The sequence below is a fragment of the Sphingomonas faeni genome (genome assembly GCF_040407505.1).
GTDB lineage: Bacteria > Pseudomonadota > Alphaproteobacteria > Sphingomonadales > Sphingomonadaceae > Sphingomonas > Sphingomonas faeni_E.
Genome location: NZ_JAPZPQ010000008.1, coordinates 26,619 through 51,236, shown reverse-complemented (window position 1 = coordinate 51,236; position 24,618 = coordinate 26,619). Strand labels below are relative to the sequence as shown.

General features: G+C 61.7%; 28 protein-coding genes and 1 pseudogene. 9 read left to right on the top strand and 20 right to left on the bottom strand.

The window, feature by feature from the left end; genetic code table 11:
- Window positions 1–29 precede the first annotated feature (29 nt).
- From O6X71_RS18575 to O6X71_RS18565, 3 genes and pseudogenes are all read right to left on the bottom strand, one after another.
- A pseudogene (locus O6X71_RS18575) lies at window positions 30–632 on the bottom strand (integrase core domain-containing protein); the annotation flags it as partial.
- A 226-nt stretch (window positions 633–858) separates the two neighbouring features.
- On the bottom strand, window positions 859–2,103 hold the full coding sequence (locus tag O6X71_RS18570) for an FAD-dependent monooxygenase (RefSeq protein WP_097383940.1): 1,245 nt from the start codon (window positions 2,101–2,103) through the stop codon (window positions 859–861).
- A 296-nt stretch (window positions 2,104–2,399) separates the two neighbouring features.
- The gene (locus O6X71_RS18565) at window positions 2,400–3,167 is read right to left on the bottom strand and encodes a MipA/OmpV family protein (protein WP_150131241.1); all 768 of its coding nucleotides are present in this window, start codon (window positions 3,165–3,167) and stop codon (window positions 2,400–2,402) included.
- A gap of 194 nt (window positions 3,168–3,361) precedes the next feature.
- Between O6X71_RS18565 and O6X71_RS18560 the strand changes: the two genes are divergently transcribed.
- Complete coding sequence (locus tag O6X71_RS18560) at window positions 3,362–3,901, top strand: TetR/AcrR family transcriptional regulator (protein ID WP_353467182.1); 540 nt, start codon at window positions 3,362–3,364, stop codon at window positions 3,899–3,901.
- A 245-nt stretch (window positions 3,902–4,146) separates the two neighbouring features.
- Here O6X71_RS18560 and O6X71_RS18555 read toward each other — a convergent pair whose 3' ends face one another.
- The 3 genes from O6X71_RS18555 to O6X71_RS18545 form a co-directional block, all read right to left on the bottom strand.
- Window positions 4,147–4,452 (bottom strand): hypothetical protein, encoded by a 306-nt coding sequence (locus tag O6X71_RS18555; RefSeq protein ID WP_353467233.1) that lies wholly within the window; start codon window positions 4,450–4,452, stop codon window positions 4,147–4,149.
- A complete protein-coding gene (locus O6X71_RS18550) occupies window positions 4,337–4,687 on the bottom strand; it encodes an NAD(P)H-dependent oxidoreductase (protein WP_353467231.1) in 351 nt (116 codons plus the stop codon). Before O6X71_RS18550 ends, O6X71_RS18555 begins: the two co-directional genes overlap by 116 nt.
- Before the next feature lie 69 nt (window positions 4,688–4,756).
- On the bottom strand, window positions 4,757–5,317 hold the full coding sequence (locus tag O6X71_RS18545; protein ID WP_097383943.1) for a TetR/AcrR family transcriptional regulator: 561 nt from the start codon (window positions 5,315–5,317) through the stop codon (window positions 4,757–4,759).
- Window positions 5,318–5,393: 76 nt separating this feature from the next.
- Between O6X71_RS18545 and O6X71_RS18540 the strand changes: the two genes are divergently transcribed.
- Window positions 5,394–6,443 (top strand): aldo/keto reductase, encoded by a 1,050-nt coding sequence (locus tag O6X71_RS18540; protein ID WP_097383944.1) that lies wholly within the window; start codon window positions 5,394–5,396, stop codon window positions 6,441–6,443.
- 246 nt (window positions 6,444–6,689) lie between these two features.
- Here the strand turns inward: O6X71_RS18540 and O6X71_RS18535 are convergent, their stop codons facing one another.
- Window positions 6,690–7,535: an oxidoreductase gene (locus tag O6X71_RS18535; protein WP_097383945.1), complete on the bottom strand. Its 846-nt coding sequence runs from the start codon at window positions 7,533–7,535 to the stop codon at window positions 6,690–6,692.
- Window positions 7,536–7,642: 107 nt separating this feature from the next.
- On the opposite strand from O6X71_RS18535, the gene O6X71_RS18530 reads away from it, so the two are divergent.
- Window positions 7,643–8,170, top strand: coding sequence for a TetR/AcrR family transcriptional regulator (locus O6X71_RS18530; RefSeq protein ID WP_353467181.1), 528 nt, complete (start codon window positions 7,643–7,645; stop codon window positions 8,168–8,170).
- A 43-nt stretch (window positions 8,171–8,213) separates the two neighbouring features.
- On the opposite strand, the gene O6X71_RS18525 is transcribed toward O6X71_RS18530, so the two are convergent.
- From O6X71_RS18525 to O6X71_RS18515, 3 genes are all read right to left on the bottom strand, one after another.
- Complete coding sequence (locus O6X71_RS18525; RefSeq protein WP_353467180.1) at window positions 8,214–8,774, bottom strand: NADPH-dependent FMN reductase; 561 nt, start codon at window positions 8,772–8,774, stop codon at window positions 8,214–8,216.
- A 27-nt stretch (window positions 8,775–8,801) separates the two neighbouring features.
- Complete coding sequence (locus O6X71_RS18520; RefSeq protein ID WP_353467178.1) at window positions 8,802–9,623, bottom strand: aldo/keto reductase; 822 nt, start codon at window positions 9,621–9,623, stop codon at window positions 8,802–8,804.
- Between the two features lie 137 nt (window positions 9,624–9,760).
- Window positions 9,761–10,717, bottom strand: coding sequence for an aromatic alcohol reductase (locus O6X71_RS18515; RefSeq protein WP_309737037.1), 957 nt, complete (start codon window positions 10,715–10,717; stop codon window positions 9,761–9,763).
- A gap of 70 nt (window positions 10,718–10,787) precedes the next feature.
- On the opposite strand from O6X71_RS18515, the gene O6X71_RS18510 reads away from it, so the two are divergent.
- Window positions 10,788–11,228, top strand: a complete 441-nt coding sequence (locus O6X71_RS18510) for a winged helix-turn-helix transcriptional regulator (RefSeq protein WP_309703872.1) — start codon at window positions 10,788–10,790, stop codon at window positions 11,226–11,228.
- Between the two features lie 408 nt (window positions 11,229–11,636).
- On the opposite strand, the gene O6X71_RS18505 is transcribed toward O6X71_RS18510, so the two are convergent.
- On the bottom strand, window positions 11,637–11,963 hold the full coding sequence (locus tag O6X71_RS18505; RefSeq protein WP_353467176.1) for a putative quinol monooxygenase: 327 nt from the start codon (window positions 11,961–11,963) through the stop codon (window positions 11,637–11,639).
- A gap of 181 nt (window positions 11,964–12,144) precedes the next feature.
- Between O6X71_RS18505 and O6X71_RS18500 the strand changes: the two genes are divergently transcribed.
- Window positions 12,145–12,420 carry a winged helix-turn-helix transcriptional regulator gene (locus tag O6X71_RS18500; RefSeq protein WP_353467175.1) on the top strand — a complete coding sequence of 92 codons (276 nt, stop codon included), beginning with the start codon at window positions 12,145–12,147 and terminating at the stop codon, window positions 12,418–12,420.
- Window positions 12,421–12,700: 280 nt separating this feature from the next.
- On the opposite strand, the gene O6X71_RS18495 is transcribed toward O6X71_RS18500, so the two are convergent.
- The 3 genes from O6X71_RS18495 to O6X71_RS18485 form a co-directional block, all read right to left on the bottom strand.
- A complete protein-coding gene (locus tag O6X71_RS18495) occupies window positions 12,701–12,868 on the bottom strand; it encodes a hypothetical protein (protein WP_156359564.1) in 168 nt (55 codons plus the stop codon).
- A 113-nt stretch (window positions 12,869–12,981) separates the two neighbouring features.
- Entirely contained in the window at window positions 12,982–13,485 is a 504-nt protein-coding gene (locus tag O6X71_RS18490) for a methyltransferase domain-containing protein (RefSeq protein ID WP_056413624.1), read from the bottom strand.
- Between the two features lie 237 nt (window positions 13,486–13,722).
- A complete protein-coding gene (locus tag O6X71_RS18485; RefSeq protein WP_320482208.1) occupies window positions 13,723–14,640 on the bottom strand; it encodes an AraC family transcriptional regulator in 918 nt (305 codons plus the stop codon).
- A gap of 169 nt (window positions 14,641–14,809) precedes the next feature.
- On the opposite strand from O6X71_RS18485, the gene O6X71_RS18480 reads away from it, so the two are divergent.
- Both O6X71_RS18480 and O6X71_RS18475 read left to right on the top strand, forming a co-directional pair.
- Window positions 14,810–15,382 carry a DUF2306 domain-containing protein gene (locus tag O6X71_RS18480; RefSeq protein WP_056413621.1) on the top strand — a complete coding sequence of 191 codons (573 nt, stop codon included), beginning with the start codon at window positions 14,810–14,812 and terminating at the stop codon, window positions 15,380–15,382.
- A 17-nt stretch (window positions 15,383–15,399) separates the two neighbouring features.
- Complete coding sequence (locus tag O6X71_RS18475; protein ID WP_353467229.1) at window positions 15,400–16,386, top strand: SDR family oxidoreductase; 987 nt, start codon at window positions 15,400–15,402, stop codon at window positions 16,384–16,386.
- A 102-nt stretch (window positions 16,387–16,488) separates the two neighbouring features.
- Here O6X71_RS18475 and O6X71_RS18470 read toward each other — a convergent pair whose 3' ends face one another.
- The 3 genes from O6X71_RS18470 to O6X71_RS18460 all read right to left on the bottom strand — a co-directional run bounded on the left by O6X71_RS18470 (window position 16,489) and on the right by O6X71_RS18460 (window position 19,126).
- On the bottom strand, window positions 16,489–17,403 hold the full coding sequence (locus O6X71_RS18470; RefSeq protein ID WP_056413614.1) for an SDR family NAD(P)-dependent oxidoreductase: 915 nt from the start codon (window positions 17,401–17,403) through the stop codon (window positions 16,489–16,491).
- Window positions 17,400–18,125, bottom strand: coding sequence for an SDR family oxidoreductase (locus O6X71_RS18465; protein WP_056413668.1), 726 nt, complete (start codon window positions 18,123–18,125; stop codon window positions 17,400–17,402). Before O6X71_RS18465 ends, O6X71_RS18470 begins: the two co-directional genes overlap by 4 nt.
- Window positions 18,126–18,208: 83 nt before the next feature.
- The gene (locus O6X71_RS18460) at window positions 18,209–19,126 is read right to left on the bottom strand and encodes a LysR family transcriptional regulator (protein WP_353467174.1); all 918 of its coding nucleotides are present in this window, start codon (window positions 19,124–19,126) and stop codon (window positions 18,209–18,211) included.
- Between the two features lie 92 nt (window positions 19,127–19,218).
- On the opposite strand from O6X71_RS18460, the gene O6X71_RS18455 reads away from it, so the two are divergent.
- Together O6X71_RS18455 and O6X71_RS18450 are read left to right on the top strand one after the other, a co-directional pair.
- Window positions 19,219–19,677 carry an ester cyclase gene (locus tag O6X71_RS18455; protein ID WP_056413609.1) on the top strand — a complete coding sequence of 153 codons (459 nt, stop codon included), beginning with the start codon at window positions 19,219–19,221 and terminating at the stop codon, window positions 19,675–19,677.
- Window positions 19,674–20,600 carry an NADP-dependent oxidoreductase gene (locus O6X71_RS18450; protein WP_353467173.1) on the top strand — a complete coding sequence of 309 codons (927 nt, stop codon included), beginning with the start codon at window positions 19,674–19,676 and terminating at the stop codon, window positions 20,598–20,600. The genes O6X71_RS18455 and O6X71_RS18450 overlap by 4 nt, the downstream gene beginning before the upstream one ends.
- 828 nt (window positions 20,601–21,428) lie before the next feature.
- Here the strand turns inward: O6X71_RS18450 and O6X71_RS18445 are convergent.
- Genes O6X71_RS18445 through O6X71_RS18435 form a run of 3 tightly spaced genes read right to left on the bottom strand, consistent with a single transcriptional unit; the run spans window position 21,429 to window position 24,615 of the window.
- A complete protein-coding gene (locus tag O6X71_RS18445; protein ID WP_353467172.1) occupies window positions 21,429–22,130 on the bottom strand; it encodes a DUF2971 domain-containing protein in 702 nt (233 codons plus the stop codon).
- Window positions 22,131–22,171: 41 nt separating this feature from the next.
- Entirely contained in the window at window positions 22,172–24,118 is a 1,947-nt protein-coding gene (locus tag O6X71_RS18440) for a DUF3732 domain-containing protein (protein WP_353467170.1), read from the bottom strand.
- On the bottom strand, window positions 24,115–24,615 hold the full coding sequence (locus tag O6X71_RS18435) for a three component ABC system middle component (protein WP_353467169.1): 501 nt from the start codon (window positions 24,613–24,615) through the stop codon (window positions 24,115–24,117). Before O6X71_RS18435 ends, O6X71_RS18440 begins: the two co-directional genes overlap by 4 nt.
- Between the last annotated feature and the right edge of the window lie 3 nt (window positions 24,616–24,618).

Sequence of the window (24,618 nt, the reverse complement as noted above, 5' to 3'; positions counted from 1 at the left end):
CATAACTCGATTGACGTGACCCCGGTCTTTCATCCAACGGCAACCAGAGACCGACCGGTGTTGTCGCGCATGAGCGCGGGTGAAGCAACGGGCGGGGTTAACCCCGCCCGTTGCTGTTCGAGCCCGGCAGCGAAGGCTGCCGGGGTAGCGTAGCCGAGCGACGAGTGCGGCCGCTCGGTGTTGTAGTCGTCGACCCAGCGCGCCAGGATCGAGCGGGCCTGGCGAACCGTGAAGAACAGCGTCTCGTTGAGCAGCTCGTCGCGCATGCGACCGTTAAAGCTTTCGACGAACCCGTTCTGCGTGGGCTTGTCCGGCGCGATGTAGTGCCACTCGATGCGGGCATCGCCGGACCAGGCGAGCACCGCGTTCGACGTCAGTTCGGTCCCGTTGTCGCTGACGATCATCGTCGGTTTGCCACGCTCGGCGATCAGATCGGTCAACTCGCGAACGACCCGCCGGCCCGAGATCGAGGTGTCCACTACCGCCCGGAGGCACTCACGCGTGACGTCGTCGACGATATTGAGCACGCGGAACCGCCGGCCGGTGACGAGCTGGTCGTGCACGAAGTCCAGGCTCCAGCGCTGGTTGGGGAGCGCCAGCACCGGCGCGGGTGCGCCCCACGCGACAACACGCGGCTCACCGGACGCTTACGATAGGACAGATGTTTTATTGCACTGCGTTGCACCTGTGCGGGAAGCGACGCGCCGCCTCCCGTCGGATTGACAGCTTGCTCGGGAATACTGCGGAAATCGGACCTCCCGGCGCGACGGGAGCAAAGACGGGTGCAGGTTCGAACTTCGACCGAAACTGGAAAAGCGGCGGTGCGAAACGCCTAACTACGCCTCGCGGTGACCTGCCTCATCCGTTGCGCAAGTCATCGTGATACTCCGACAGATCCAGCGCACTGTGTTCTGGCCGCGCAGTATCGCCGTCGAGGGCAGACGTGCCAGCGATTTCCTTCAGACCCACGGCACGCTGTTCCAACTGCTCGGAAGTGGCTGGTATCATCCCGACCATGCCCTGCGCCACAGTCGCCTGGTTCACCTCGACGAACGGGCGGAGCTTTCGCTCGTAAGCCGTGAAGGCGTCCCGATGGTCGGGATGGCGGGCGAGCTCACTGGCCAGCACATAGGCGCCAGTGAGCGCCAGGCTCGATCCCTGCCCGGTCAGGAAAGACGGTGCGTAGGCTGCATCTCCGACCAGGGCGACCCGGCCGCGTGTCCATGCGGGCATTCTGATCTGTTCGACATGATCGAAATACAGATCATCCGCCGTTTGCATCGCCCTCAATAACTCGGGAACCTGCCAGCCCGCACCTGCAAACGCCTTGGCAGTGAGGTCACGCTGGAATGCCGGGTCCCGCGCGTCGCGCCCGAGCCGGTAAGGATGTGCGAACGCCATCAGCACGAACACCTTTTCTGGCAAACTTCCAGCTGCGTAGATCGCCACCATCCGGCCCGGTACGTTGGAGATGAGGGCCTCGCGGTCCAGACCAAGCGTGTTGGAGATAGAGAAGCCTGCGAAGCAGAAGCCGATAGGCTTGGAAAACTGGGCTTCGTCACCAAAGACCAGAGCGCGCGTGTTGGAATGTACGCCATCGGCACCGATCACGATGTCGAACCGTCCCCGCGACCCATCGTCGAAGGTGACTTCAACGCCTGTGCCATCCTCTTCCAGGGCCGCGATCGAGGTATTGAACCGCCGGGGAATCCGATCCTCGGTCAGGCCGGAAAGAAGCGAGGTCAACTCGCCGCGCGCGATTTCGACGTCGCGGCCGGGGACGCCACCATGGATCCACTTGGGATCGAGTGCGACAACCACATCGCCATCACCATCAAGGAAGGTGACTCGCTGCGAGTCTATATCGGCATCAAGCAGGGCGGGACGAAGGTCCATTTGCTCGGCGACGTCCATCGCGACAGCTCTCAAATCGATAGGATAGCCGCCCAGCCTGATTGTGGCTGCCTTTTCGACGAGGGTGACGTCGAACCCATACCGATCGAGCCAATAGGCGGTAGCCGGACCTGCGATGCTGGCACCGGAGACAAGGACGCGGCGCCCGTTTGCGGGGCGGGAGGGCGGGGTGGTACTAGCTTTGTTCACGTCGAAAGCCTTTCGTCACATGTTGCAAGATGGAACTGCTATCTCGAAGTTGGGCGCGATCTGATCTCACGGGGCCAAAGCAATGGCAGAACCGGAAGCAGGAATGTGCCCATCATCACGGCGGCGATTGCCGGGTCGCCAAGCACCGACCACAACCACACAAAGAACGCGATTCCCCCGCTGACGGGGACGCCCGCCAACACCGCGATGACCGCAAATCGTCGGGCGGCACCAAGGCTGAGGCGCGATCCGCGATAACTTCGCGCTTTGCGCATGGCTTGTGATCCGCGCCTGCGTCAGAAGGCGTAGCCGAAGCCGAGCACCGCCATGGGCGACCAGCCACGCTGATTGAACGGACTGTCGGCTACCCGATCGAGGTTGCGAACGAGCATGCCAACACCCACGAGGTTGACCCTTTGCGTCAGTCGGTAGCTGACGGCCAAGCGGGCATCGACATCCTTGAATCCGCTCGACGGGCGATAGATGGGCAGGCCCGATGCCGCCGACTGCTCCTCGTCGACGCCGAAATATCGCCGCAGATGCTTCGCGTCGGCCCAGCTCACGCCGATGCCCGGACTGATCGTCACTTTCTCGCTCAACCGGAAAGAGCGGGAAATGCGCGCGTTCACGATGACCCCTTTCGCATCGCCGCCGAACACTGGTGATGTCACGGACAGGTTGCCGGTGAAGCCTGCGACCTGCCCTGTCACGAAAGCCCGCCCACCGAAGGTATCGTTCAGCTTTCCGATACCATCGGGTACATCCTTTCGATCATAGCCGAGCATCCAGGTTACACTGACGCCCGCTTGTAGCTTCTCCTGATTGATCAGGTACAGACCGATGCCTTCCCCTGCCTTGGCGAAGAACCGGCCCTGTTCGACGTCTATGACCAGGGCGGGCTGAACCTGAAAATCGCGCGAACCCTGAAATTGCGGAAGGACCATCGTGCCCATGCCGACGACGACATGATCGCGATTATTCCGCTCGACTTCCGGCGCCGGCGAGATCGTCAACCCATCATCCGCCTGTTTAGCAGCCGCAGGCGAAGAAAGCCCGATCGTCAACACGCACGCGCTGGATGCGAAAAGGACGCGCGGCCACGGCCACGGAAGTGCGGCTATTGTCACACTGAAACTCCCGATATAAGATGCGACCCGGCATCTACGAGAATGTCTGCATTGGGTCAAGATGCATTAGCGCATCTTATATGGGGCGAGATGTGACTGAGCGAAGGCGGGGAGCAGACCTGGAACATGCATTGCTAGATGCAGCGTGGCTGGAATTGACGCTAAGTGGCTACACAGGGCTGACGATGGAAGCGGTCGCGGAACGTGCCGGTACCAGCCGTCCAGTGATCGCGCGTCGCTGGGACGGGAAGGCAGCGCTGGCGGTTGCGGCTATCCGCCAACAGATGTCGCGATACTCGCTCGATGTACCGGATTGCGGTGATGTCAGAACGGAATTACTTCAGTATCTTGCGCGCGCGTCGCAACGCGCGGAAGGTATTGCTGCGGCACTTTCGCTATTCACCAGCGAGTATTTCTCGGAAGATGGATCGAACCCCGAAAGCTTGCACAATGCGCTGATCCGTGGCGAACAGGAAATCGAGACGGCAATCCTGAAGCGGGCGGTTGCTCGGGGTGAAGTGTCTAAGGATAAACTGGTTCCACCGGTCTTGACATTGCTTGGTGATCTATTTCGGCATCACGTGATCATGAACTTCGCCGCGCCTTCGGAGATCCTGCGAGCAGCTTGGGTCGACTCGATCTTTCTTCCGCTGATCCGAGTAGACCGATAGGTGCAGACGCCGGTCGCAATAGCGTACTGAACACATAGCGTTGTCGGATCGCCCAAACTTGGCGTCGCGACCAAACGGTTGCGACGCCAATCATCGCCGTTCAAAGCGCTTAACCGGCGTCGATCGTATTCTCGATTGATGCTGTGCTGTGGTTTTGGGAAGCCTTAGGCATTCCCGGAACTCGATCCCAATGAGAACGCCCCAGCAGCCGTCTCGCTGGCCGTTCCCAAGTGGGAACGGCTACGCTAGCTTTGCAGATGCGCCGCAAACCCGGTCAGGGTAGGTGCGGCGGCCTCCTCCCGTAGTTCCATGGAGGGGATGGCATAGTCGCCCGCGTTCTGTCGGCGGTATGGAATAGGCTCGTCGGTGAACAGCGCGCGCATCCGGCCGCGCAACATGTCGGACGTGGCGCGAGGTCCGTCGTCGTCCATTCGATCAGCTTGGTAGACAACGAATGGCGGCAGCACGTCGTAGCCCGGATAGAACAGCACGCCGTGGTTGATCGGGAACACCAGATCGTCGATCGGGCTGTTGATGCCGCGGCCCGTCATGTGGCTCCCAACCACCGGCAGTGACGATCAGCATGGCGCGCTTGCCGGCCAGCTTCCCCTCACCATAGCGATCACCCCAGCGCTGGTCGCTATGCTCGCCCACCCCGTAGGCGAAGCTGTGGGAATAAACCCGGTCGATCCCGCCCTTCAGGATCGCCGGCATCGAGAACCACCAGAGCGGGAAGGTCAGGATCAGGGCGTCGGCCCACAGCAGCTTGTCCTGCTCCGCGACCACATCCTCCGTCGGCGTGCCGTGGGCGAACGCGTGGCCCGATGCGGCGGGCACGCGCCAACGCTCGCGTCGCTATCCAAGCGCTGGCCCCATCGCTCGGAACGCCATCTCGACCAATCGGGCTTCCCGCGCAGTGCCTTCCGGATCATCGGGAAGTTGAGTCAGCAGCGCGAGCAATTGCAGGAAATCGTCGGCATCTAGCGGCTGGGCCAAGGCGCCGGTTCCTGCACAAGCCTGCATCAATTCTCGCACCGCACTCGCCAAGGCCTGGTAAGTCGCTGCAAATTCCCGATCGGACATGACCGCGCGGACCATGTTCGCAATGCCGTGCTTCTTTCGGCTGTAGTCGCTGAAACGTCTCGTCCAAAGCCGGAGCGCATCGAGCGGCGGATGCTCGACAAGCAGCCTCGGCGCCAGCGCCGCCAGTTCGTCGATGCTGTCCTGATAAACGGCGAGGACCAGCGCTTCGCGGCTTGCGAAATGGCGATAGAGCGTACCTTGCCCCACCCCCGCCAGTTTGGCGATCGCATGCAGCGACACCAATGGATCATGGCCTAGCGCATCCCGCGCTATCGCAACCAGCCGTGCACGATTGTCTCTCGCATCGGCACGCATTTTATCATCGTTACGCATCGCATCCTTGCTAACCGGACAGCTGTCCGTTAAGCGCTAAGCGGACATCTGTCCGCATGTACTACAGGAGGCTGCGATGCTCTATCAAAAATTAGGCCGAACCGGGCTTGATGTGTCACCGATCTGCATCGGGAGCATGGGGTTTGGAGAGCCTGGGGAAGGTCATCCTGCCTGGTCGCTCGATGAGGACACGTCTCGTGGCATCATCCGGCACGCGCTGGAGGCGGGAATCAACTTCTTCGATACCGCGAACCTGTACTCGCGGGGCACGAGCGAGGCGTTTCTCGGTCGTGCGATTAAGGACTTCGTCAACCGGGATGCGGTGGTCATCGCCACCAAGCTGTCGGCGGGAATGCGAAACGGTCCCAACGCCGTCGGCCTGTCGCGCAAGGCGATCATGATCGAGGTGGACAACAGTCTCCGCCGGCTCGGCACCGACTATATCGATCTGTATCAGATCCATCGGCGCGATCAGATGACGCCGTGGGAAGAGACGCTCGAAGCCCTTCACGACATCGTCAAGGCCGGCAAGGTTCGCTATCTCGGCGCGTCGTCGATGAAGGCTTGGGAATTTGCCAAGGCGCTCCATCTGCAAAAGGCGCATGGCTGGACGCGCTTCGTCTCGATGCAGCACAATTACAATTTGCTGGCGCGGGAGGAGGAGCGCGAGATGATCCCGCTTTGCGCGGACGAGGGCGTGGCGACGCTGATCTACAGTCCGCTCGCACGCGGCAAGCTCGCCCGTCCCTGGGGAACGACGACCGAGCGTATGCAGACGGAACCCGCGGGTGCCGAACAGAACCCGGCCACGATCGAAAGCGACCGCGCTATCGTGGAGGCGGTGAACGCGATCGCCGCCGAACGCGGCGTTAGCGCGGCGCAAGTCTCGATGGCATGGCTATGCCGCAATCCCGTCGTCGCGGCACCGATTGTCGGCGCTCTCAAGCCCAAGCACATCGACGATGCGGTCGCGGCGCTGACACTCCGTCTCACGGACCTGGACGTAGAGCGGATCGAGAAACCCTATACGCCCAGGCGGGATGGTCAGGGCGTGTCGGATCCGGCGCTGATCCACCGCGCCATGGAAGCCGCCACAGGCTTCAAAGCCGACGCGCCGCTCATCTGAGATGATGTCGCGCCATCGTCCCGGGTGGCGCGACAGCGATCGACAGGAAGCGTCTATTGTCGCAAACGAATGGCACGTTGTGCAATCGCGCGGTAGGTAGGCCGAACGGCCGAAATCTGGCCGCGTCGCCGACTCGCGAGCCGCGACAACGGCCTTTCGACCTCCTGAATCTGTCCTTCCATTCAAGGCGTTCAGCAAATCAGCGCGACGTGCCCTAAGCAACCATTCGCATGGCTCCGTGGCCAGTCACGATGCGAAGCTCGTCGATCGGGAAAGCGCGTCCCACCGGTCGCGTTCTTCTTTCATCGCCTCCAGCTTCTGGTCGACCAGGCCAAGCGCGTCGGCGCCGAGGAACAGCCGCGTCGGCGGCGTTTCCGCGTCGATCAGGGTAAGCAGCGCCTGCGCGGCCTTGGCCGGATCGCCCGGCTGGTGGCCGCTCTTGGCCTGCCGTGCCGCGCGCAGGGGGTCCATGACCGCATCATAGTCGGCGATACTGCGCGGCGTGCGGTCCATCGAGCGCCCCGCCCAATCGGTGCGGAACTGACCGGGGGCGAGCGCGGTGACACGGATGCCGAAGCCGGCAACCTCCTTGCCGAGCGCTTCCGAGATACCCTCCAGCGCGAATTTGCTGCCGCAGTAGAAACCGATTCCCGGCATGGTGATGAACCCGCCCATCGAGGTCACGTTGACGATATGGCCCGCCCGGCGCGCGCGCATGCCGGGGAGCACCGCCTTTATCATCGCCACCGGCCCGAACACATTGGCGGCGAACTGGCGTTGGAGATCGTCGATCGACGATTCCTCGACCACGCCCTCGTGACCATAGCCGGCATTGTTGACCAGCACGTCGACCGCACCCGCCCTCCGCTCCGCGCGGGCGACGGCGTCAGGGATGGCGGCATAGTCGGTCACGTCCAGCACCAGCGGATGAGCGCGATCGGGATCGAGCGCCGCAAACGCATCGGCGTCGCTCTCGCGCCGGACGGTGCCGATGACCCGGTGCCCGGCATCGAGCGCCCCTTTCGCGAAGGCGCGGCCCAGGCCCGAGCTGACACCGGTGATGAGGAAGGTCTTTGGCGCGGCGGAGTTCATACGATAACCCTGTAAAACCGAATAACTATATCACGATATAGGTGCGTATGACGTTAAGCAAGCCCAACGGCTCCCCCGGCGAACGGGGAGAACCCGTCCGCCAGCGGGTGCTCGAAGCGGCGGAACGGCTGCTCCGCTCAGGCAAGGCCGAATTTTCGATGCGCGATCTGGCGGCCGAGGCGGGGGTCAGCTTTGCCACCCCCTTCAACCAGTTCGGCAGCAAGGCAGGGGTCATGCACGCCCTGTCCGGCCGACGGATCGAGACGATGGCGATGCGCTATACCGCTGCCACGCCGCCAGCGGATGCGGCAGGCCGCGTCAGGATGGCGGTCGAGATCGCGGTTGCCGTCATGCTGGAAGAGCCGGACGTGAATCGCGCCGTGATGGGATCGATCGGGACCGCTGGCCTGACTCAGACAGATGCCTTGGAACGATCCGCAGCCTTTTGGGCGCTTGCATTGACGGGCGAGGACAGTGTCAGAGTTTCGCGTCGGCAGTCACCAAACGACTTGCCTCGCCATCTCGCTCTCGCCTTCCGCGGTGCCCTATCGTTTTGGTGCGCTGGCGAGCTACCCGACGACGAACTTCGTCAGGCAGCCCTTGCCATCGCGGACGCGCTGATGCTCTCCGCTTAGGAGTAGCAACGGCCGTTAAGGGTGTAAGGTCAAGCCGCTAGGTTTATCCCTTCTGATGGACGAGGTTTCTCGTCACAAACGTACTGAAGGTGTTCATCCAGTTCTGGAAGAAAGCCTGACTTCCGTCGGCAAAGATGCCATCTTCGTTCACCAGATCGGCCTGCCATTGAATGTAAGTCTCAGGCTGCCCGAACATCGGCATGTCGAAAAACGTGAGGACGCTGCGCAGATGTTGTTGCGCGATAGCTGTGCCGGTGCCGCCGGGGGAAACGCCGACGATTCCTGCGGGACGACCCGACCACGAGTTGTTGCCATAGGGGCGTGAGCCATGATCGAGGGCGTTTTTCAGCGCGCCGGGTATGGAGCGGTTGTACTCCGGCGTGACAAAGAGGACACCACCCGAAGACTCGATGGCAGCCTTCATCCGGAGTACTGCCGCGCTTTGGTTCGCGTCATCGTCCTGATTGTAAAGCGGAAGGTCGCCGATCGACACGTCGATGAAATCGAAGTTCGACGGGGCGAGACGTATCAATGCGTCCGCGACGCGGCGGTTGATCGAGTCCGCGCGCAGGCTGCCGATGATGGTGGCAATGCGATAGGTCATGGATAGCCTCTCGGGTTGGATGGCGGCTCAGGCTTCGATGCGCCCGCGGTCGCTCTGGTAGACATTGGGGTCGAGGCCGAACGAGCTCTGGTTCTGGTCGAGCGCGGAGATGCGGGCCATGTCGTCCTCGGACAGCTCGAAGTCCCAGGCGGCGACGTTGTCGGCCAGATGCCTGGCGTCCGCCGCCTTCGGGATGACGACGAGGCCGCTCTGGATGTGCCAGCGAAGGACCACCTGCGCGGCCGACCGTCCAAGGCGCTGCGCGATCTCGATGATCGCTTCCTGCTTCAGGATCAGGCCATGTTCCAGCGGGCTCCAGGCTTGTGTCAAAATGCCCTTGGCGGCGTTGTAGGCGCGCAGTTCGCGCTGCTGGAAACGCGGGTGCAGTTCGACCTGGTTGATGACCGGCATCACACCGGTTTCGCCCGCGATCCGGTCGATCATGTCGGCGGTGAAGTTGGCGACGCCGATCGAGCGGACGCGGCCCTCTTCCTGCAAGCGCACCAATGCGCGCCAGCTTTCCGCATACAGGTCCTTGGCGGGCTGCGGCCAGTGGATGAGATAGAGGTCGATCGACCCGATCAGCTTCTCGCTGGCATCGAAGGCGCGCAGGGCATTGTCATAGCCGTGCATGCCGTCCTGCAACTTGGTGGTCACGAAGACCTCGCGGCGGTCGAGGTCGAGCGAGCGCAGGCCTTCGCCGACTTCCCCCTCGTTGCCATAGACGGTCGCGGTATCGAAGTGGCGGTAGCCGACCTTGGCCGCCTCGCGCATCAGCGCGGGCAGCGTGCCTTCGGGCACATACATGACGCCCAGGCCCATTTGCGGAATGGCGGCACCATCGCGCAACGGCAGCGTCCGTGCGGTATTATCCATGAAAGTCTCCGGTATGGCGCGCAGGGAATGGCACTGGTGGTTACACCAGCCCCAAAAGCCCTGAGCATATCGATGTTGGTATGGGCGGCGCTGGTGCCGCCCGGCTCGCATCACTTGTCCTGCTGAACTGCCGGCAGCTCGGTCTTGATGAGGGCGGCAACGTCGGTGACCGGAATACCCTGACGGTCGTTGAACGTGCCTGCCTTCGGCCATGACATGCCGCGTCCGATTGCGAAGGCGGCGCGGTACTTGCGCATCATGTTGTTCGGATCGTTCGCCAGCTCTTCCATCAGGAAGGGAACAGTCCAGACCGACCGCTTGAAGGGGCGGCCGAACGCTGCCTCCAGCTTGTCCGCGACCTCGCCGTAAGTGACGGTGTCGCCAGCGAGGAAGACGATCTCGTTGCGGATCGTCGGCTCGTAGAACACGATCTCGGCGGTCAGCACGCCGATGTCGTCGGGCGTCGTCAGCGTCACGGCAGTGTCGAAGCTGCCGAGCGCATGGACCTCGCTATTCTCCAGATCGACGACGCCGAAGTCCGGCTCGAACAGATAGCTCATGAACATGCCGGTGGAGATGATGACCCACTCGGTCTTGTCCTGCGCGCGCAGCAGCTCGCGCACGTCGAGCTGCGCATCGAAGATGTCCTGCGGTCCACCGCGACCGATCGCTTCGAAGTCGACGCCGAACTGCCACGGGAAGTAGCGTGGGATGCCCGATTGCAGCGCCGCCTTGGCGAGCTTCATCGGCGTGTTGATCCCCGCCGCATAGCCCGCACAGCCGATCACGGTGTCGTAGCATGCGAACAGCTCGGCAAGCTCGTCGATCGTGTCGTTGACCAGATCACCGAGGACGATTGCGATGCCCGCCGCACGGATTTCGGCAATGTCGCGTTGCTTGGCTGGATCGCCGGACTCGATGGCGCTTTCGCGCAGCAGGACGCTGATCTTCGCGCCGTCGATGTCCTTCGCGCGACGCCCCAGGTTGCGCAGCACTGGCATGCCAAGCTCGCCTGCACCCAGGACGAGGATGTTCAGTGACTTCACGGAAGAGGTTGTATCGTTCATCGTTCTTGCTCGTTTTCACCTTGGTTGCCCGCGATCTGGCAAGCCTCGGACAAGCGCGAAAGATGGGTACATGCGTGATACTGCTATTAATTCCCTGAGCCAGGAGGACATCCTTCGCTACTCGCAGACGGTTTGTGACGGCCTGCGCGACGATGACGACGGCGTGCGCCGTGAGGTGCTTGCTCATGCCGGTAACCGCTGGTCGCTCGGCGTCATTCACACGCTCGGCGTCTACGGCCAGCTTCGTCACGCGGAGATCGGGCGCCGCATGCACGGCATCACGCAACGGATGTTGACCCGTACCCTGCGGCACTTGGAACGCGACGGGCTGGTGATACGTCACGACTTCGATGAGATCGTGCCGCACGTCGAATATTCGCTGTCCGGCACAGGCCTAGAACTTTTGGTCAGGCTCGTTCCACTGTGGACGTGGATCGTCGGGAACGTCGATAGCTTCCGCGCCTCCCGAGAAACGTTCGACCGGCACCATCCAGTAGAAGAAGCTATCTGACTCGCAACCTCAGGCTTTGTCCCAAAATACCATGTTTTTAGGACGCTCGCGAACGGCAGCTCTCGGTTAAACCCGCCTTTCGGCTTAGCCTCTGCGGATGACGGATTTGTCCCACTTTTCGCTGATCCGCGTCCTCGACACGTCGCTTACGGCGAGCGGATCAGTCTACATGAATGAACGACCGAAGCTGTGAAGCGAGCAGGGTGCCTTGAACGTCCATTTGTGGGTCGTTTAACCTTGGTCCACCAGAGGTATACCTAAGAGGCACAATTGGAAATCGATCATAGCCGCTGTCTAATCGGGCGGGGCAGAGGGCTGCGAATGGGAGGTGCCCTTACGAAGTGTCGCCAGCCATCCAGCCGCCCTTCGTTTGCGGGAAAAGCTTAGAGCTCCCGGCTGTCACTTCACTCAGGACGGCATATCGAGCGTCGCTCTGCCTGAGATTGAATAGGCGTCAGCCTGACGGTCGATGATGCCGAGTTTCCCGGCTTCTTCGAATACCGATTGGAAATCGGGCGTGGAGAGGTGCGCGCTTAATGCCGCTTGATCTCGCCAAGCTTCAATCAGGCGGAACGTGCCGGCTGCGCCTACTTCCTCCGTGACGTCGAGAAATACGCAGCCGTCCCGCAGCCTGGCCGCGTGTGCCATGCGCAAAGCGACATCCCGGAATGCTTCCACGTCGCCGGGCTGGATGTGATATTTCGCATAGATTATGATGGTCGGCGTGTCGGTCATGTCTAGGCTCCATTGTTACGACGGAAAGGATGATCGATCCCATCGCGTACGTTCCCCGGATATGGACCGGCACTGCCAGTGGGGGTAGAACCTACCTTTAGGTAAGTACCAGAGAGACCGGATGAATGTTCCTCAATCTAATCCTCCAACTGACTGCGGCCTTGATGTCGCGCTGGCCATCATGGGCGGTAAATGGAAGCCGCTGATCCTGTATCACCTTCGCTCGGGTCCGCGTCGGTTCAGCGATCTCAGGCGGGCGGTCCGAGGCATCAGCGAGAAGGTGCTGATCCAGCAATTACGTGAACTCGCCTCGGCAGACGTAGTGGTTCGTCACGATTATGGCGAAGTGCCACCCAGGGTCGATTACACCGTCACGCCGTTCGGCATGACGCTGATCGAGGCTCTGCTGCCCCTATGCGAGTGGGGCGTGAGGAACCGCACCGCCACTTCGGCCTAGTTGATCGGAGTTTTCCAAAAAATTCGATCGATTCCGAGAACGCCCGCGTCGTCTCGCTGAGCGTTCCCAATCGGGAAGATCGTCATAACGCGAGAGCGCTATCGCTAGATGCACCGGAGTTGATGCTGATGCGCGGGCATTGCGTGTAGGTGGTATGACCTTGATGAAAAGGCATGCTCACATGCGTTCGCCACAGGCTCAAATCAGATCAACCTGCCCGACTATGGCAGGCAGACAGGCGACTGGTGTTCGGGTGGGCCTTCACCAGCTCGGGCGATGGCTACCACGCGGGGTCGAAACGGCCTGAAACGAGGAAGGCCAGATCCCAGAAGATCGTACCGCTTGCTGCCCTGCGCTCCTTCTCGATACGGTCCGCGAGCATGTCCAGATCGACCTCGCCCTCGCGAGCGATACCCCGCTCGATCATCCGCGGCAGCATGACGCGCATGAGCGTCGGTAAAAAGGAGTCTTCCCAAGGCTGGATGAGAACGCCTTCGCTTCGCGCATCCTCGATTGCGAAACCGGCAGCACGCACGAGGCCTGCTAGACGGTAACCGAGCGCTACGTCGCCTCCCTCGCGGCAACGGTGTCCCACGCCATTGTGTAGCACTGCCGATGCGCCGGAAGCTCACCTGCTCCGACTGGTAGGTCGGCGCGTGCATGCTCTTGAAAAGCCAGGATTGTGGCTGGCTTGGCCAGTCGTGCAAGTCGGGCCAGAGTGGCGGCAGCATCGGGAAGATACATCAGTACGTGGCGTCCAACGATCGCGTCGAAGTGGCCTAGGTCAGGCAGCGCCCCGCTCAGATCCGCAATCTGGTAGCGGATAGGCGCCATCTCCGCGGAGGGCGATACCGCGCGAGCCGATGCGAGCGCTTCGTTGCTCCTGTCGATACCAACGACCTCACCTCCAGGCCCGACCAGCGTGGCCACGACCCGGCTCAGATCGCCATTGCCGCATCCCACATCTAGCACGCGCATGTTTGCGGCCAGCCCGATGTGGGGGAAGAAGCGTGCACTCGGAACGTTGGCGGGATTAGCAGGCGCGAGCTTCTGATGTGACATCATAACATAGTAGAAAGCGAACGTCAGGCTGACAAGGCCGGAGCGCTGAACTTGTAATCCGTTCGCCTGCTAAGCCGGTCTCAAACCATAATCGTGTCCAAGAACGCCTGCGCCGTCTCCATCGCCGCTAGTTTGAGGGAAAGCCTTGAGGCCCGGCCGGCATTCCCGTCAGAGCGGCATGTCGGGTGTCGCTTTGTCGGAATGCGGATAGGCGTAAGCCTATCGGTCGATGGTGCCGAGTTATCCAGTTTCCACTTGGAAAGACCTTTTTTCCAGACTGCGGGGTGACCGGCCATTAGCGCGCTTGAACGCCGCACCAAACGCGCTTTCGGACTTATACCCGACCGATGCAGCAACGGCGGACAGGGACATGCCGCCCCCCGCTAGCCGGTCCGAAGCAATCGTCATCCTCCAGCGTGCTAGATAGCCGATCGGCGTCTCGCCCGTGACCTGCTCGAAATGCGCGGCGAAGCTTGACCGCGACATGCCCGCGCACTGCGCCAGCTCGCCCAGGGACCAACGATGCGCGACGTTTCCGTGCATCGCCTCCATCGCCCGCCGCAAATTGGGATGTGCGAGCGCGGCGAGCCAACCACGATGCACTTGACCGCTTTTAAGATGCGCACGCAGCGCCTCGATTAACAACGCCTGGGCGAGATGGCTGGCGAGTAGCGCGCCTCCCGGACGCGGCTCGCGCAGCTCGCGCATCAGGCGCCGTATGCCCGCCAGCAAGGCGTCCCTGCCTTCACCCTCTCCGACATGGACCAGGGGTGGCAAGGTTGCGAGCAGCGCTGCGGCCTGTCTGTCGCCGAGCTGGAAGAAGCCGCCTACCCCAATGCAATCCCCACCGCCGTTTAGCGTCACGAATGCGCCTGCGGAGACGCTCGACAACAGCGCCACGGCATCGACCGGCACGGCGGCATCGGACGCGCCGAGACGTGCTGCGCCCGACGTCATCAGCACGACGTCGCCTGCTTGAAGTGTCGTGGGCGCCGTGCAGCCTTCCAGCCATAAACGACAGGTTCCCGTCTCGATGGCGATGCACCGGATGCCTTGCGCGGAATCGTACGCCAAAGCCCAATCGCCAGCGGCGTCGAGGCCACGAAAACCGTAGCTCGTCGGCCGCATCATTGTCAGAACGTCTGAAAGTGGATCCATGGTTATTGGACGATCGCGATGAACTACAGGACATATGAAGATGGATGATCCAGCCGGCGAAGTCTAGTTGAGGGGCTCCCCTCCTTTTTTCCGTAGGCCCATGAGTAAAGAAGCGACCCTCTCCATATTCGCCGATCGAGACTCCCGACCGTCGATTAGTCGGCGTGTGATGTGGAGCGGCCTGGCCGCGCTAAGCAGCGTCGTCGCGCTCGCATCCTACCGCTATCTTGCCGGGGTCGGCCCGGTTCCGCCTAACATCACCGCCAACCGTCACCTCAGTCCGTGGATCGTTATACACGCGGCAGGTGCCGCCACCGCACTGCTTGTCGGACCTTGGCAGTTCGTCCCAGCATTGCGTGGACGCCGACCCGTGATCCACCGGACGCTTGGACGGGTTTATGTCGCCAGCTGTGCCGCGGGCGGCGTGTCGGCGCTAGTCTTAGCGACTGGCGTATCGGCGGGACCGATTGCTGGTGCCGGCTTCGCTGCATTGGGAACAGCGTGGCTCACCGCCACGACAATCGCAGTGCGGGAGATCCTGATGGGCCGCGTGCCGGCGCATCACCGCTGGATGATCCGCTCGTTTGCGCTGACGCTGTCGGCGGTGACGCTGCGGCTCTACCTGCCACTAACCAGCCTGATGGGGCTCGATTTCACAATATCCTACCGCGTTATCGCTTGGGCTTGCTGGCTGCCCAACATGATCGTCGCGGAGCTGTTCATCGGTGCCCCCGACACCTGACACATTTGCGAAAGAATATGAGAATGAGAGTATTCATTACGGGCGCAACCGGCTTTATAGGTCCCGCCCTCGCCACGAATTTAATTGCGCGCGGGCATGAGGTTGTAGGCCTTGCCCGGTCGGAAGCATCGGCAAAGGCATTGCGCGATGTGGGCGTCAGTTCCCTCAGCGGCAGCCTCACTGATCTGGCCGTACTGCGACAGGGCGCCGCGGAGGCGGACGGCGTGATCCACCTGGCCTACAGCTTCTCACCGGGCGACATGCCGCGTAGACGCCTGCTCGGCGCGGTGCTGGGCGGCTGGCCCGGCAACATGATCGCCCGCATGATGAGGGCAATCACCACAACCAACGACGCTGCGCTCGACGCGCTCGCAGGCGCGCTGCAGGGCTCGAACCGGCCGTTGGTCACCGCCTTTGCCACAATGGGCATCGCCGGCGCTTCGGGGGAACGCGCACCACGCGTTGCCACCGAGGCCGACGCGCCGAACCCTGGATCACCCGGCTATGTGCGCGCGGTGAGCGAAGCCCGTGTATTGCAGTGGGCGACACGCGGCGTGCGCGCCTCGATTGTCCGGCTGGCACCTTCCGTCCACGGAATGGGCGATAAGGGGTTGATCCCGCAGCTCGCGGCTGCCGCGCGCAAGCATGGCGAGGTGCTGTATGTCGGAGATGGCGCCAACCGCTGGACCGGGGTGCAAATCGACGACGCAGTGACTCTGTTTAGGCTCGCGCTGGAGCAAGGTGTTGCCGGGGGCGTGTACCACGGCGTCGGAGACGCCGGGCTGACCTACCGAGAGATCGCCGAAATCATGGGTCGGCGGCTGTGCCTCCCTGTACGATCGGGCACTAAGGCCGACGCCAAGCGCCAGCTGGGCTTTACCGCACCGTTCGTTTCCGTCGACAATCCGGTGGACAGCATGCGGACGCGAGAGCAGCTTGGCTGGGCACCAAAGGGAATGTCGCTGGCCGACGATCTTTATGGACCTGCTTATTTCGGCGACTGATTGCTGGTCGGCGCGGTAAAGTCGTGTTGACCGGCTGCGTCCTCGAGATGCCCTTAGAATTTTCTCTTATGATCACCCTTTGTGGGAAGGTCGATCAAGCCTCTAGGAGGCTGTCGCGCTCGGTAAAAGGTCACCCAGGCCGAACGCATCGAGCAGCAGCCGCTGCCGTGCGTCCTGCACGGTGGTGATCTCCTCCACCCCCTTGTGCTGACCGTCCACGAACACTCGGAACGGGCGGTTCCCACGAGGGCGAGCGAGCGCGTCGCGCAGCGCCTCCCCAACTGCAGACACGTCCAGCGAACCACCGTGCGCGGCGTCGATCTTGCGCAGCCGATCGCCCAGGGTTTCGGCACGCGACGGCAGATCGCCATATTGCGCCACGACGGCCGGTTGCGCCGGCCTGCCGGCATGGGCGAAGTGGTCGGTGCCGCTCGTAAACGCGCCTGGCACGAGGATGACCGTCTCGATCCCGAACGGCCGTGCCTCCATGGCCATGACCTCGGCCAGCGCCTCGCCTGCCGCCTTGGCGGCGGCATAGGGGCCGAGGAACGGTTCTGCGATGTGGGCGGTGGTACTGCTGGTATAGGCAAGGACGCCGTGGCCCTGCCGACGCATTACGGGCAACGCGGCACGGTTGACGCGAAGCCACGAGGTAGCGTTGGTGTCAAATATAGCCTGCACTTGCTCAGGCGCGAACGCTTCGGTGATGCCCGTCATCAACATGCCGGCGTTGTTGACCACCACATCGAGCCGGCCGCGTTCACCCATCACCTGATCGATGGCGGCGCGGCAGCTCACCTCCGACAGCACGTCGAGATCGACGACCCGTAAATCGAGTCTTTCCTTGTCGGCAAGATCGCGGATGGCGGAGGCCCGTTCTTTCCCTTCGACCCGCGACAGTCGTAGCCCCGCATGGACGTGATGCCCGGCGCAGGCGAGAACGGTCGCGATGGCAAGGCCGATGCCGCTGCCGGCGCCGGTTACAAGGACGACCTGATGGTTGGTGAGGGCGCTCATGCGATACCCCCGTTCGCCCGTACGACCTGTCCGTTGACCCAGGCGGCCTGTGGTGATGCGAGGAAGGCGACGACACCGGCGATGTCGTCAGGCCGGCCGAGCCGCTTTTGCGGCGCCATGCCGGCCATGCGCTGCACGTCCGCCTCCGACTTGCCATCGAGGAACAAGCCTGTCTCGACCGGGCCGGGGGCAACCGCGTTGACCGTGATACCGCGTCCACCCAGCTCCTTGGCGGCGACGCGCACGATGCTTTCGACCGCGCCCTTTGTCGCATTGTAGAGCCCGTAACCGGGCGCGTTGAGCGCCAGCGTCGTACTCGATAGGCCGATCAGGCGGCCGTTGTCGCGCACCCGCCGGGCAGTTTCCCGAAAGACGTTGAACGTGCCGCGCAGGTTGATGCCGATCACGCGATCAAACTCATCATCGCCAACCTCCGCGATGGGACCGGTGGTCATCACGCCTGCGCTGGACACCACCACATCGATCCCATCGAATGCGGCTTCCGCCCCGTCGAACAGGCGAGCGACGGCGGTGGCGGACGCTACATCGGCTTGGACAGCTAGCGCCTTGCCGCCGGCACTCTCGATCTCGCGCACTACCTGAGCCGCTTCGTCGGCCGACCCGGCATAGTTCACGACGACCGCGAACCTCTGCGCGGCGAGTGTAATGGCGCAGGCACGTCCGATCCCGCGCGATGCTCCCGTGACTATAGCCGTTCTCATGCTGCCCACTCCGCTGGAAACTATGAGGACAAGCTAAGAGCCGATCAGTTATCGCGCCAATCGATAGGCCGTATGTCCGTCTATCAGCTTGGTGGATAGAACGGTTCCAGTTCCGCGATCGTCTCGCGCAGCCATCGTTGTGCCTGATGCGCCTCGTTGCGTCGGTGCCACGACATGACGAAGGACACCGGGGCTAGATCGACAGGCGGCGGAAACATGGCGAGGCGATTCCGGCTGCCGGACGCCGCGACGACACCTTCCAGCACGGTCGCGATCATGTCGGAGCAGGCAACGGCGTTGGGCGCGGCGTGCATCTGCGGCAGGCTGAGCGCAACGCGCCGACGCTGGCCTTGAGCCGCCAGCACGGCATCGACTTGGCCGAAGCGATCGCCTTCGGGTGATACGAGCAGGTGCGACAGGCCGAGAAAGGCGGCCAGATCGAGCGGCTGCGATGCGGCCGGATGGTCGCGGCGCAGGATGCAGACGAAGCGATCCTCGAACAACGGCCGCATCAGGATGCGGCCACCCGCCCCCTGACGGGCTGGCACCCCGATCGTTAGATCTGCCTCGCCGGCATCGAGCAGTGAGACGGTATCGTCGCGGTGAGTGTAGGCGTTGACCCGCAAGGTCACGCCCGGCGCCACCGCCCGCAGCCTGTTCGTCAGACGCGGCAGCAGCACGAAGGCGGGGTGGTCGGACAGCGCGAGCGTGAAGCTCTGCGTCGAGGTGGTGGGATCAAAACGTTGGGTAAAGTCCAGCGTGCGGCGGATTTCGCCAAGCGCGCGGCCGAGCGGTTCTGCCAGTTCTATCGCACGCTGGGTCGGTTGCAGGCCGGAGGGGCCGCGCACGAACAGCTCGTCCTCAAAGAGGGCGCGTAATCGGGCAAGCGCCGCGCTCATCGCCGGCTGGGTGCGACCGGTGCGCCTGCCAGCGCGCGTGACGTTGCGCTCCGCCATCAGCGCGTCGAACGCGACGAGCAGGTTCAGATCGACGGTCTGCAAATCCATGGTGATGATGATGCCACATACCGACTATCTATTTCAACGATGTGGCGCCGGCTCTTACCTTTCTGCTGTCATCAAGGAGATAGAGCATGGCTCAACCCGACGCTGCGGTAAGCGGCACCCTAAGTGAGGAGGATCGCGTTGCGGTCGAAACGCTGTACCGCGCCTTTTCCGAACATAACCCCGATCTGCTCGATCAGGCTGTCACGGCCGACTGGCAGGACATTCCGCTCGCACCCGGCCAGGAGCCCGGCCGTGATGGCATGAAGCCGCTGGTCCGGGGCTTCAGCGCCGCCTTCCCCGACGCAAAGGTCACGATCCACGAGATTATCGGCGCGCCCGGCCGGGCCGGCGTGCGCGCGGAGATCACGGGCACGCACAAGGGCGAGTGGTTCGGTGTGGCGCCGACCGGCCGCCCCTTCACGCTGCCGATCCATGAGTTCCACCACATCGAGAACGGCCTAGTGACGCACACCTGGCACATGGAGGACTGGTTCGGCTGGTTGCGCCAGATGGGCGCGATGGGCGCCTCCAGCGAGCAGGCATGATGAAGGCGTTTCAGCTTAGCGGCTACGAAGTCGATCCCGCGCTGGTCGAGGTCGAGACGCCGCCGCCCGGCGCGACTGAGGTGCTCGTGCGTGTCGCCTGCGCGGCGCTCAACCCGCTCGACGTGAAGCTCTGGAGCGGTGCGATGCACGGCTACTTCCCGCTCACCTTTCCGGCTACGGTCGGCACCGATCTCAGCGGCACGGTCGAGGCGCTCGGCGCCGACGTGACCGGCTGGACGATCGGCGACCGCATCGTCGCCCGCACGGCGCCGACCAGCGGCGGTGCCGTCGCCGAGTTCACACTCGTGCCGGCGGACCAGCTCGTGAAGCTGCCCGATGCGATCGGCTTCGAGGATGCCGCCGGTATCCCGACGGCGGCAGGCACGGCATGGCAGGCGCTGTTCGAGGTAGCGGACCTCAGAGCCGGACAGACGGTCCTTATCCATGCCGGTGCGGGCGGGGTCGGCAGCTTCGCCATCCAGTTCGCCCGTGCCGCCGGCGCGCGCGTGATCGCGACCGCATCGGAGGACGGCATCGCCGTAGTCGAAAGGCTCGGCGCGGACGTGGTGATCGACTACCGGCACGAGGATTTCGCCGCGCGCGTGTCTGACGCAGACGTGGTTGTCGATACGGTCGGCGGCGAAACGCAGGTTCGTTCGTTCGACGTGCTGCGCGCGGGCGGCATCTTGGCCTCCACGGTGTCACCGCCTGACGACGCTATGGCCAAGGCGCACAGCGTTCGTGCGACCTTCGTCTTCCACTCGTCAGACGCGGCTCGGCTCGCGAGCGTGGTGGATAAGGTGGCTGGCGGTGTCCGCGTGCTGATGGACCGTGCCGTTCCGCTCGCCGATGCTTCGGAGGCATTTGCCTATCAGGCGTCCGGCCGGGCGCGCGGGAAGATCATCCTTCGCGTCGCGCGCTGATTGGAATAGCTAAATCGGGACTGGTCCTGGTCACCCCAATCAGGGCCAGTTCGTGTGTCTGCGGCAGACGATACACTCCTCAGATCGTATTTCCCACAGGTTTCGGGAAGCCTGTCCCATTCTCTAAACTCAATCGTTTGTGGGACGGTCGCCAGCAGTGAACTGCAACGCGCCGACACCGCCTTGCGAGCGCATACAAGGCAAAGCTTTAACCCTCAATGGAGCTTCGGCGGTGCCGTTTGGTAGGGTGCCGTTTGGTCTTCCTTGATTAGGACTCCAAGCGGACCAAAGGGGCAATCCAAGCCAAATTTTTGATGTTCTTTTTTGGCGGAAATCGGACCGGCCAGGGTAGGAACGCAGAGGGTATACCCTAAAAGCACTGCGCTGCGGACATACGTTTCGCACCGGCTCGAATCTCGAGCAGTGGGGCATGCCCGCGATACCGCGTCAAAGTTCGTGCTATTGATGACACCGTCGACGACTGGAGCCTGTTCGCCATTAACGAGGCTAGTTAGACAAAGCCGGGATCGAAGATGGGCCGGTCTTCCGCAATTTTAAATTGCAATGTCGGCTGACAGCAGGACCTATGAGCGTTCAAGATGTGGCTCTGGTGATGAAAACTGCCGCTCAAAAAGCTGGCTACGTCCCCGGCTTATTTTTCGGCCAATAGCTCAGGGCCGGCTTTCTCACCGAGACGGGGCGGCAGAACGCCAATCTGTTTAAGACGCGCGAACACAGCCCGCACGGGGCGATCGATATGGTCGCTGAGTATGTGCGCGATCATGAGCGATTTTGCGAGCATGCGAAGGCTTTCTATAAAGCCGACGGTTAGCTTGGACGTCGCAGCAAACGGGTCGGTCGAGGCAGAGGTTTAAATGTGATTGCGTATGCCTCGATCGCCATCTTTACGACAGGTACGTCCAACCTGCGACCGACGTCCAGAACCGCTGTCTCGTCAGACGGCTTAATGCGGGAACCAAGGTAAATCTTTGTAACCGCCCGGGCGTCGCCATACCGCGCCGGGCCTTGATCTAATTTAAAGAGGCGCCACTCCCTTTCGCTAGCCCAGCGGACGGTCTTGCTTGAGAGGCACAAGCGGGCTCGGTCAACCGCATCACTACGATCATCAAGCAATACCGGTTCGCGTTCTGAATACATCATTCGCGTTAGTGCGATATCAGGAGCGAGCCCCTTCAGGAGCCGATTGAGACTGTACTGCACGCAGATACCTTTAAACTCATCGGCGTAATGCGCCCACATTGGTTCGTGATCGAACACCTCCGACATGGAAGCGATGCCCATGGCATCTAGCGCCGTCTGGACCTTGGCTGGGCTCTTATCACCACCAGTGTTGGCAGATAGTCGGGTGGATATACGGTATGTTCCCTCCATCGGATCGTTCATTGCGGAAAAGGCTGGACAGTAGATATAGCCCTCGCGAAGAGCGTCCAGCTCTTGGTCGACATTTTCGTCAAGCCCCCGGTATCGATACAAACTCGACGGCTTTGCATAGATTTTCAATTGAGCCATTTACTAGCTACCTGACTTCCACTCACAGATATTGACAATCATCAGGTCTGCTCGGTGATCCACGCCGCAGGGATGAGCTTGTCGCCTTTGCGCCAGCGTGCCGTGACGGCGTCTTCAAACCAGGCGCCGGATAGATCTGCATGATCCATGACGATAATCTGCATGTCCGGAGCTAACTCCGTTGCGGCGTCGGCAATAAGCCTAAAAAGCTGCTGAACTGCCGTCTGATCCTCGTCGTCCAGTACATCTAGCGATCCATTGGCGTCATACTCCGGCGGATAGTGCGCCTGCGATGGCTGATCGAGAATAAGAAAGCCTGGAACAGGGCGACTCTTTTGCCTGAACCACTTATGCAAGGCGAGGTGCGCGAGCACATGGTAACCAACCCAATTTTCGCCGCTGCCCATGCGAAAAAGGGGAACGGCGCCGTCCAAGGTATCTGCCACGACGGTAAGATTGCGAATATCCAGTCGCAGTGTGCTGCCGCGATGCTCCAGCTCCAACCGATCGGAATACGTGCTCATGTAACGGCCGATGATGTTCAAGAAGGCTGCGAGCTTTTCACGTACAGCGACCGGATCCAATTCCGCCTCGAGCGTGTCGACGAGCGATCGAGCAGTTCCGACCGCCTCTCTAAAATGAGAGGCGCCATCGGTGCTTGTCACCGTCTCCACGTATTGCGTGATCTTACCGGTTGCACGAGCTTGAAGGATGAAGTTCTCCTGCTGGACCCGCATGATTTCGTTTTCTCGCATACGAGCGGCTATGCGATGCTGATTTTCCCGTAGACGCTCCTCGATAAGGCTTTCGTCACGCAGCAACGCGGCAAGGCGTAGTTGCAGCCTCGGATTTTCTGCTTCGACTGCCTCAAGTTGTTCGCCAAGTTCGTGCAGCGAGCGACTTATCTGAGCGACCGTTGGAGGTGGACTGCTCAAGTGGCTATCACAGACGGGACATTGGGTGTGATCGTGCGGTGCGCCTTTGATAAGGCTTATCGAACTGAGGCGAGCACGTTGTTCTTTGGTTTCTCGTTCATAACCGCTCGTCTCGGACGTGAAGGTGCGTGTCGATCTGATTTGGGCATTCACTTGCTCAAGTTCAGAGCGAAGTCCCTGCCGCTCGGACCGAAGGCTACTGAGAAGATCCTCACCGTCCCCCATAACGACGTCGTCGCGTACGCGTGTGTCGGCAAGGATGCCCGAAAAGACACGCATAACGGCATCATAGCTCGTTGCCGCAGTACGCTCATCGATCAGCCCAACCTGTCTGGCTTCGTCCAAAAGCGACTGGGCCCTTGGAAAGCTGCTGGTATCAAGGGCCTCGGCCTCGCGAAGCTGACGCTCGAGCTGACGAAGCCGCCTCCGGGCAAGGTCGAGCTGCGCCTGCTTGAGGAGCCGGTCTTCATCAATCGCACCCAAGAAGTAGGGGAGGGTGTCTTTGATCGCCTGACCGATGAAGTCCTCGCCCTGACGATGAAACAGGCGTTGTCGGCTATCGATGTCGTTCTGATCCTGAAAGGAAAACAAAATGGCGTGACGAAACTTAGCCTCTAGTGGATCACGCGTAGGCATTGCCGGACGGTGCTCGTTCTCGCTGATGCCTATTGCGGCACCTAGGAACTTGTTGAGCGTGTTCACGGTCGTGTTCTTCACCAAGGATTCGTACGCCGGAATCTCGAGTTCGCTTCCGCGAGCAAAATAGACGTCAGAGTCGGTGCGCTCCCCTGGCGGAGGATTTTTGCGAGCGACGAATATCTGTCCGTCGCCTAGTTGAAACAGAATTCCATACCAGCTCACGTATTTGCGGATCACCCCATCGGCTACGTTGCAATCGCCTCTTCCCGTGCAATAGTCTACAATATCGATGATGGCCGACTTTCCGGTCTTTGACGCGCCGGTGATGATATTAAGAGCGCCAGTTCGAAACGGAAGTTCGCGCCGGTCACCGTCATGATTATAGAGAACGATCTTCGCGATTTGCAGGCTCATGGGGTTACACTCCAAGCGGCGTAGATGGTCGCGGTCGTACCTGCTGTTGCAAACCAGCGACCTATGAAGCCCGCACGATCGACACACTCGCGTGCTTCATCAGTAAAAAGTTCGGTTCGTTTTTCTGTCGCAGAGCGATATTTGCTGCCGAGTTCGACGTCCCCATTGTCGTTGAGGGAGAGAACCTGATGCTGCAAGCCGAAGAGCAGTGTCTCGCGTGTGATAGGCCGTATTCGTTCGACGCGTTGTGCAAATCCCACAAGTTGGTTGCGATGATCTTGCACCCAAGACAACATCGATGTCAGAATCGTTCCGGGTAAGGCGGAGCGCGTTTCTTGATGAAGGATGATAGGAAGAACAATAAAACAAAGCGAAAAAGGCAATGGTCGATCAACCTTCTTGCGATGCTCGTCTACACTCTTTGCAATAAGTGTCGTGCAGAAAGCTGGATTGAAAAGGTTTGCCTCTTCGACAACGCGTGATGGCCATGGCTGCATGGC

Coding starts and splice junctions, on each gene's coding strand:
- O6X71_RS18555 (WP_353467233.1), bottom strand. CDS start 4,452: ATGACGGGCCGCGGCATCAACAGCCCGATCGACGATCTGGTGTTCCCG.
- O6X71_RS18545 (WP_097383943.1), bottom strand. CDS start 5,317: ATGCGTAACGATGATAAAATGCGTGCCGATGCGAGAGACAATCGTGCA.
- O6X71_RS18540 (WP_097383944.1), top strand. CDS start 5,394: ATGCTCTATCAAAAATTAGGCCGAACCGGGCTTGATGTGTCACCGATC.
- O6X71_RS18535 (WP_097383945.1), bottom strand. CDS start 7,535: ATGAACTCCGCCGCGCCAAAGACCTTCCTCATCACCGGTGTCAGCTCG.
- O6X71_RS18525 (WP_353467180.1), bottom strand. CDS start 8,774: ATGACCTATCGCATTGCCACCATCATCGGCAGCCTGCGCGCGGACTCG.
- O6X71_RS18515 (WP_309737037.1), bottom strand. CDS start 10,717: ATGAACGATACAACCTCTTCCGTGAAGTCACTGAACATCCTCGTCCTG.
- O6X71_RS18510 (WP_309703872.1), top strand. CDS start 10,788: ATGCGTGATACTGCTATTAATTCCCTGAGCCAGGAGGACATCCTTCGC.
- O6X71_RS18505 (WP_353467176.1), bottom strand. CDS start 11,963: ATGACCGACACGCCGACCATCATAATCTATGCGAAATATCACATCCAG.
- O6X71_RS18500 (WP_353467175.1), top strand. CDS start 12,145: ATGGGCGGTAAATGGAAGCCGCTGATCCTGTATCACCTTCGCTCGGGT.
- O6X71_RS18495 (WP_156359564.1), bottom strand. CDS start 12,868: ATGCGCGTCATGCTGCCGCGGATGATCGAGCGGGGTATCGCTCGCGAG.
- O6X71_RS18490 (WP_056413624.1), bottom strand. CDS start 13,485: ATGATGTCACATCAGAAGCTCGCGCCTGCTAATCCCGCCAACGTTCCG.
- O6X71_RS18485 (WP_320482208.1), bottom strand. CDS start 14,640: ATGGATCCACTTTCAGACGTTCTGACAATGATGCGGCCGACGAGCTAC.
- O6X71_RS18480 (WP_056413621.1), top strand. CDS start 14,810: ATGTGGAGCGGCCTGGCCGCGCTAAGCAGCGTCGTCGCGCTCGCATCC.
- O6X71_RS18475 (WP_353467229.1), top strand. CDS start 15,400: ATGAGAATGAGAGTATTCATTACGGGCGCAACCGGCTTTATAGGTCCC.
- O6X71_RS18470 (WP_056413614.1), bottom strand. CDS start 17,403: ATGAGCGCCCTCACCAACCATCAGGTCGTCCTTGTAACCGGCGCCGGC.
- O6X71_RS18465 (WP_056413668.1), bottom strand. CDS start 18,125: ATGAGAACGGCTATAGTCACGGGAGCATCGCGCGGGATCGGACGTGCC.
- O6X71_RS18455 (WP_056413609.1), top strand. CDS start 19,219: ATGGCTCAACCCGACGCTGCGGTAAGCGGCACCCTAAGTGAGGAGGAT.
- O6X71_RS18450 (WP_353467173.1), top strand. CDS start 19,674: ATGATGAAGGCGTTTCAGCTTAGCGGCTACGAAGTCGATCCCGCGCTG.
- O6X71_RS18445 (WP_353467172.1), bottom strand. CDS start 22,130: ATGGCTCAATTGAAAATCTATGCAAAGCCGTCGAGTTTGTATCGATAC.
- O6X71_RS18440 (WP_353467170.1), bottom strand. CDS start 24,118: ATGAGCCTGCAAATCGCGAAGATCGTTCTCTATAATCATGACGGTGAC.
- O6X71_RS18435 (WP_353467169.1), bottom strand. CDS start 24,615: ATGCAGCCATGGCCATCACGCGTTGTCGAAGAGGCAAACCTTTTCAAT.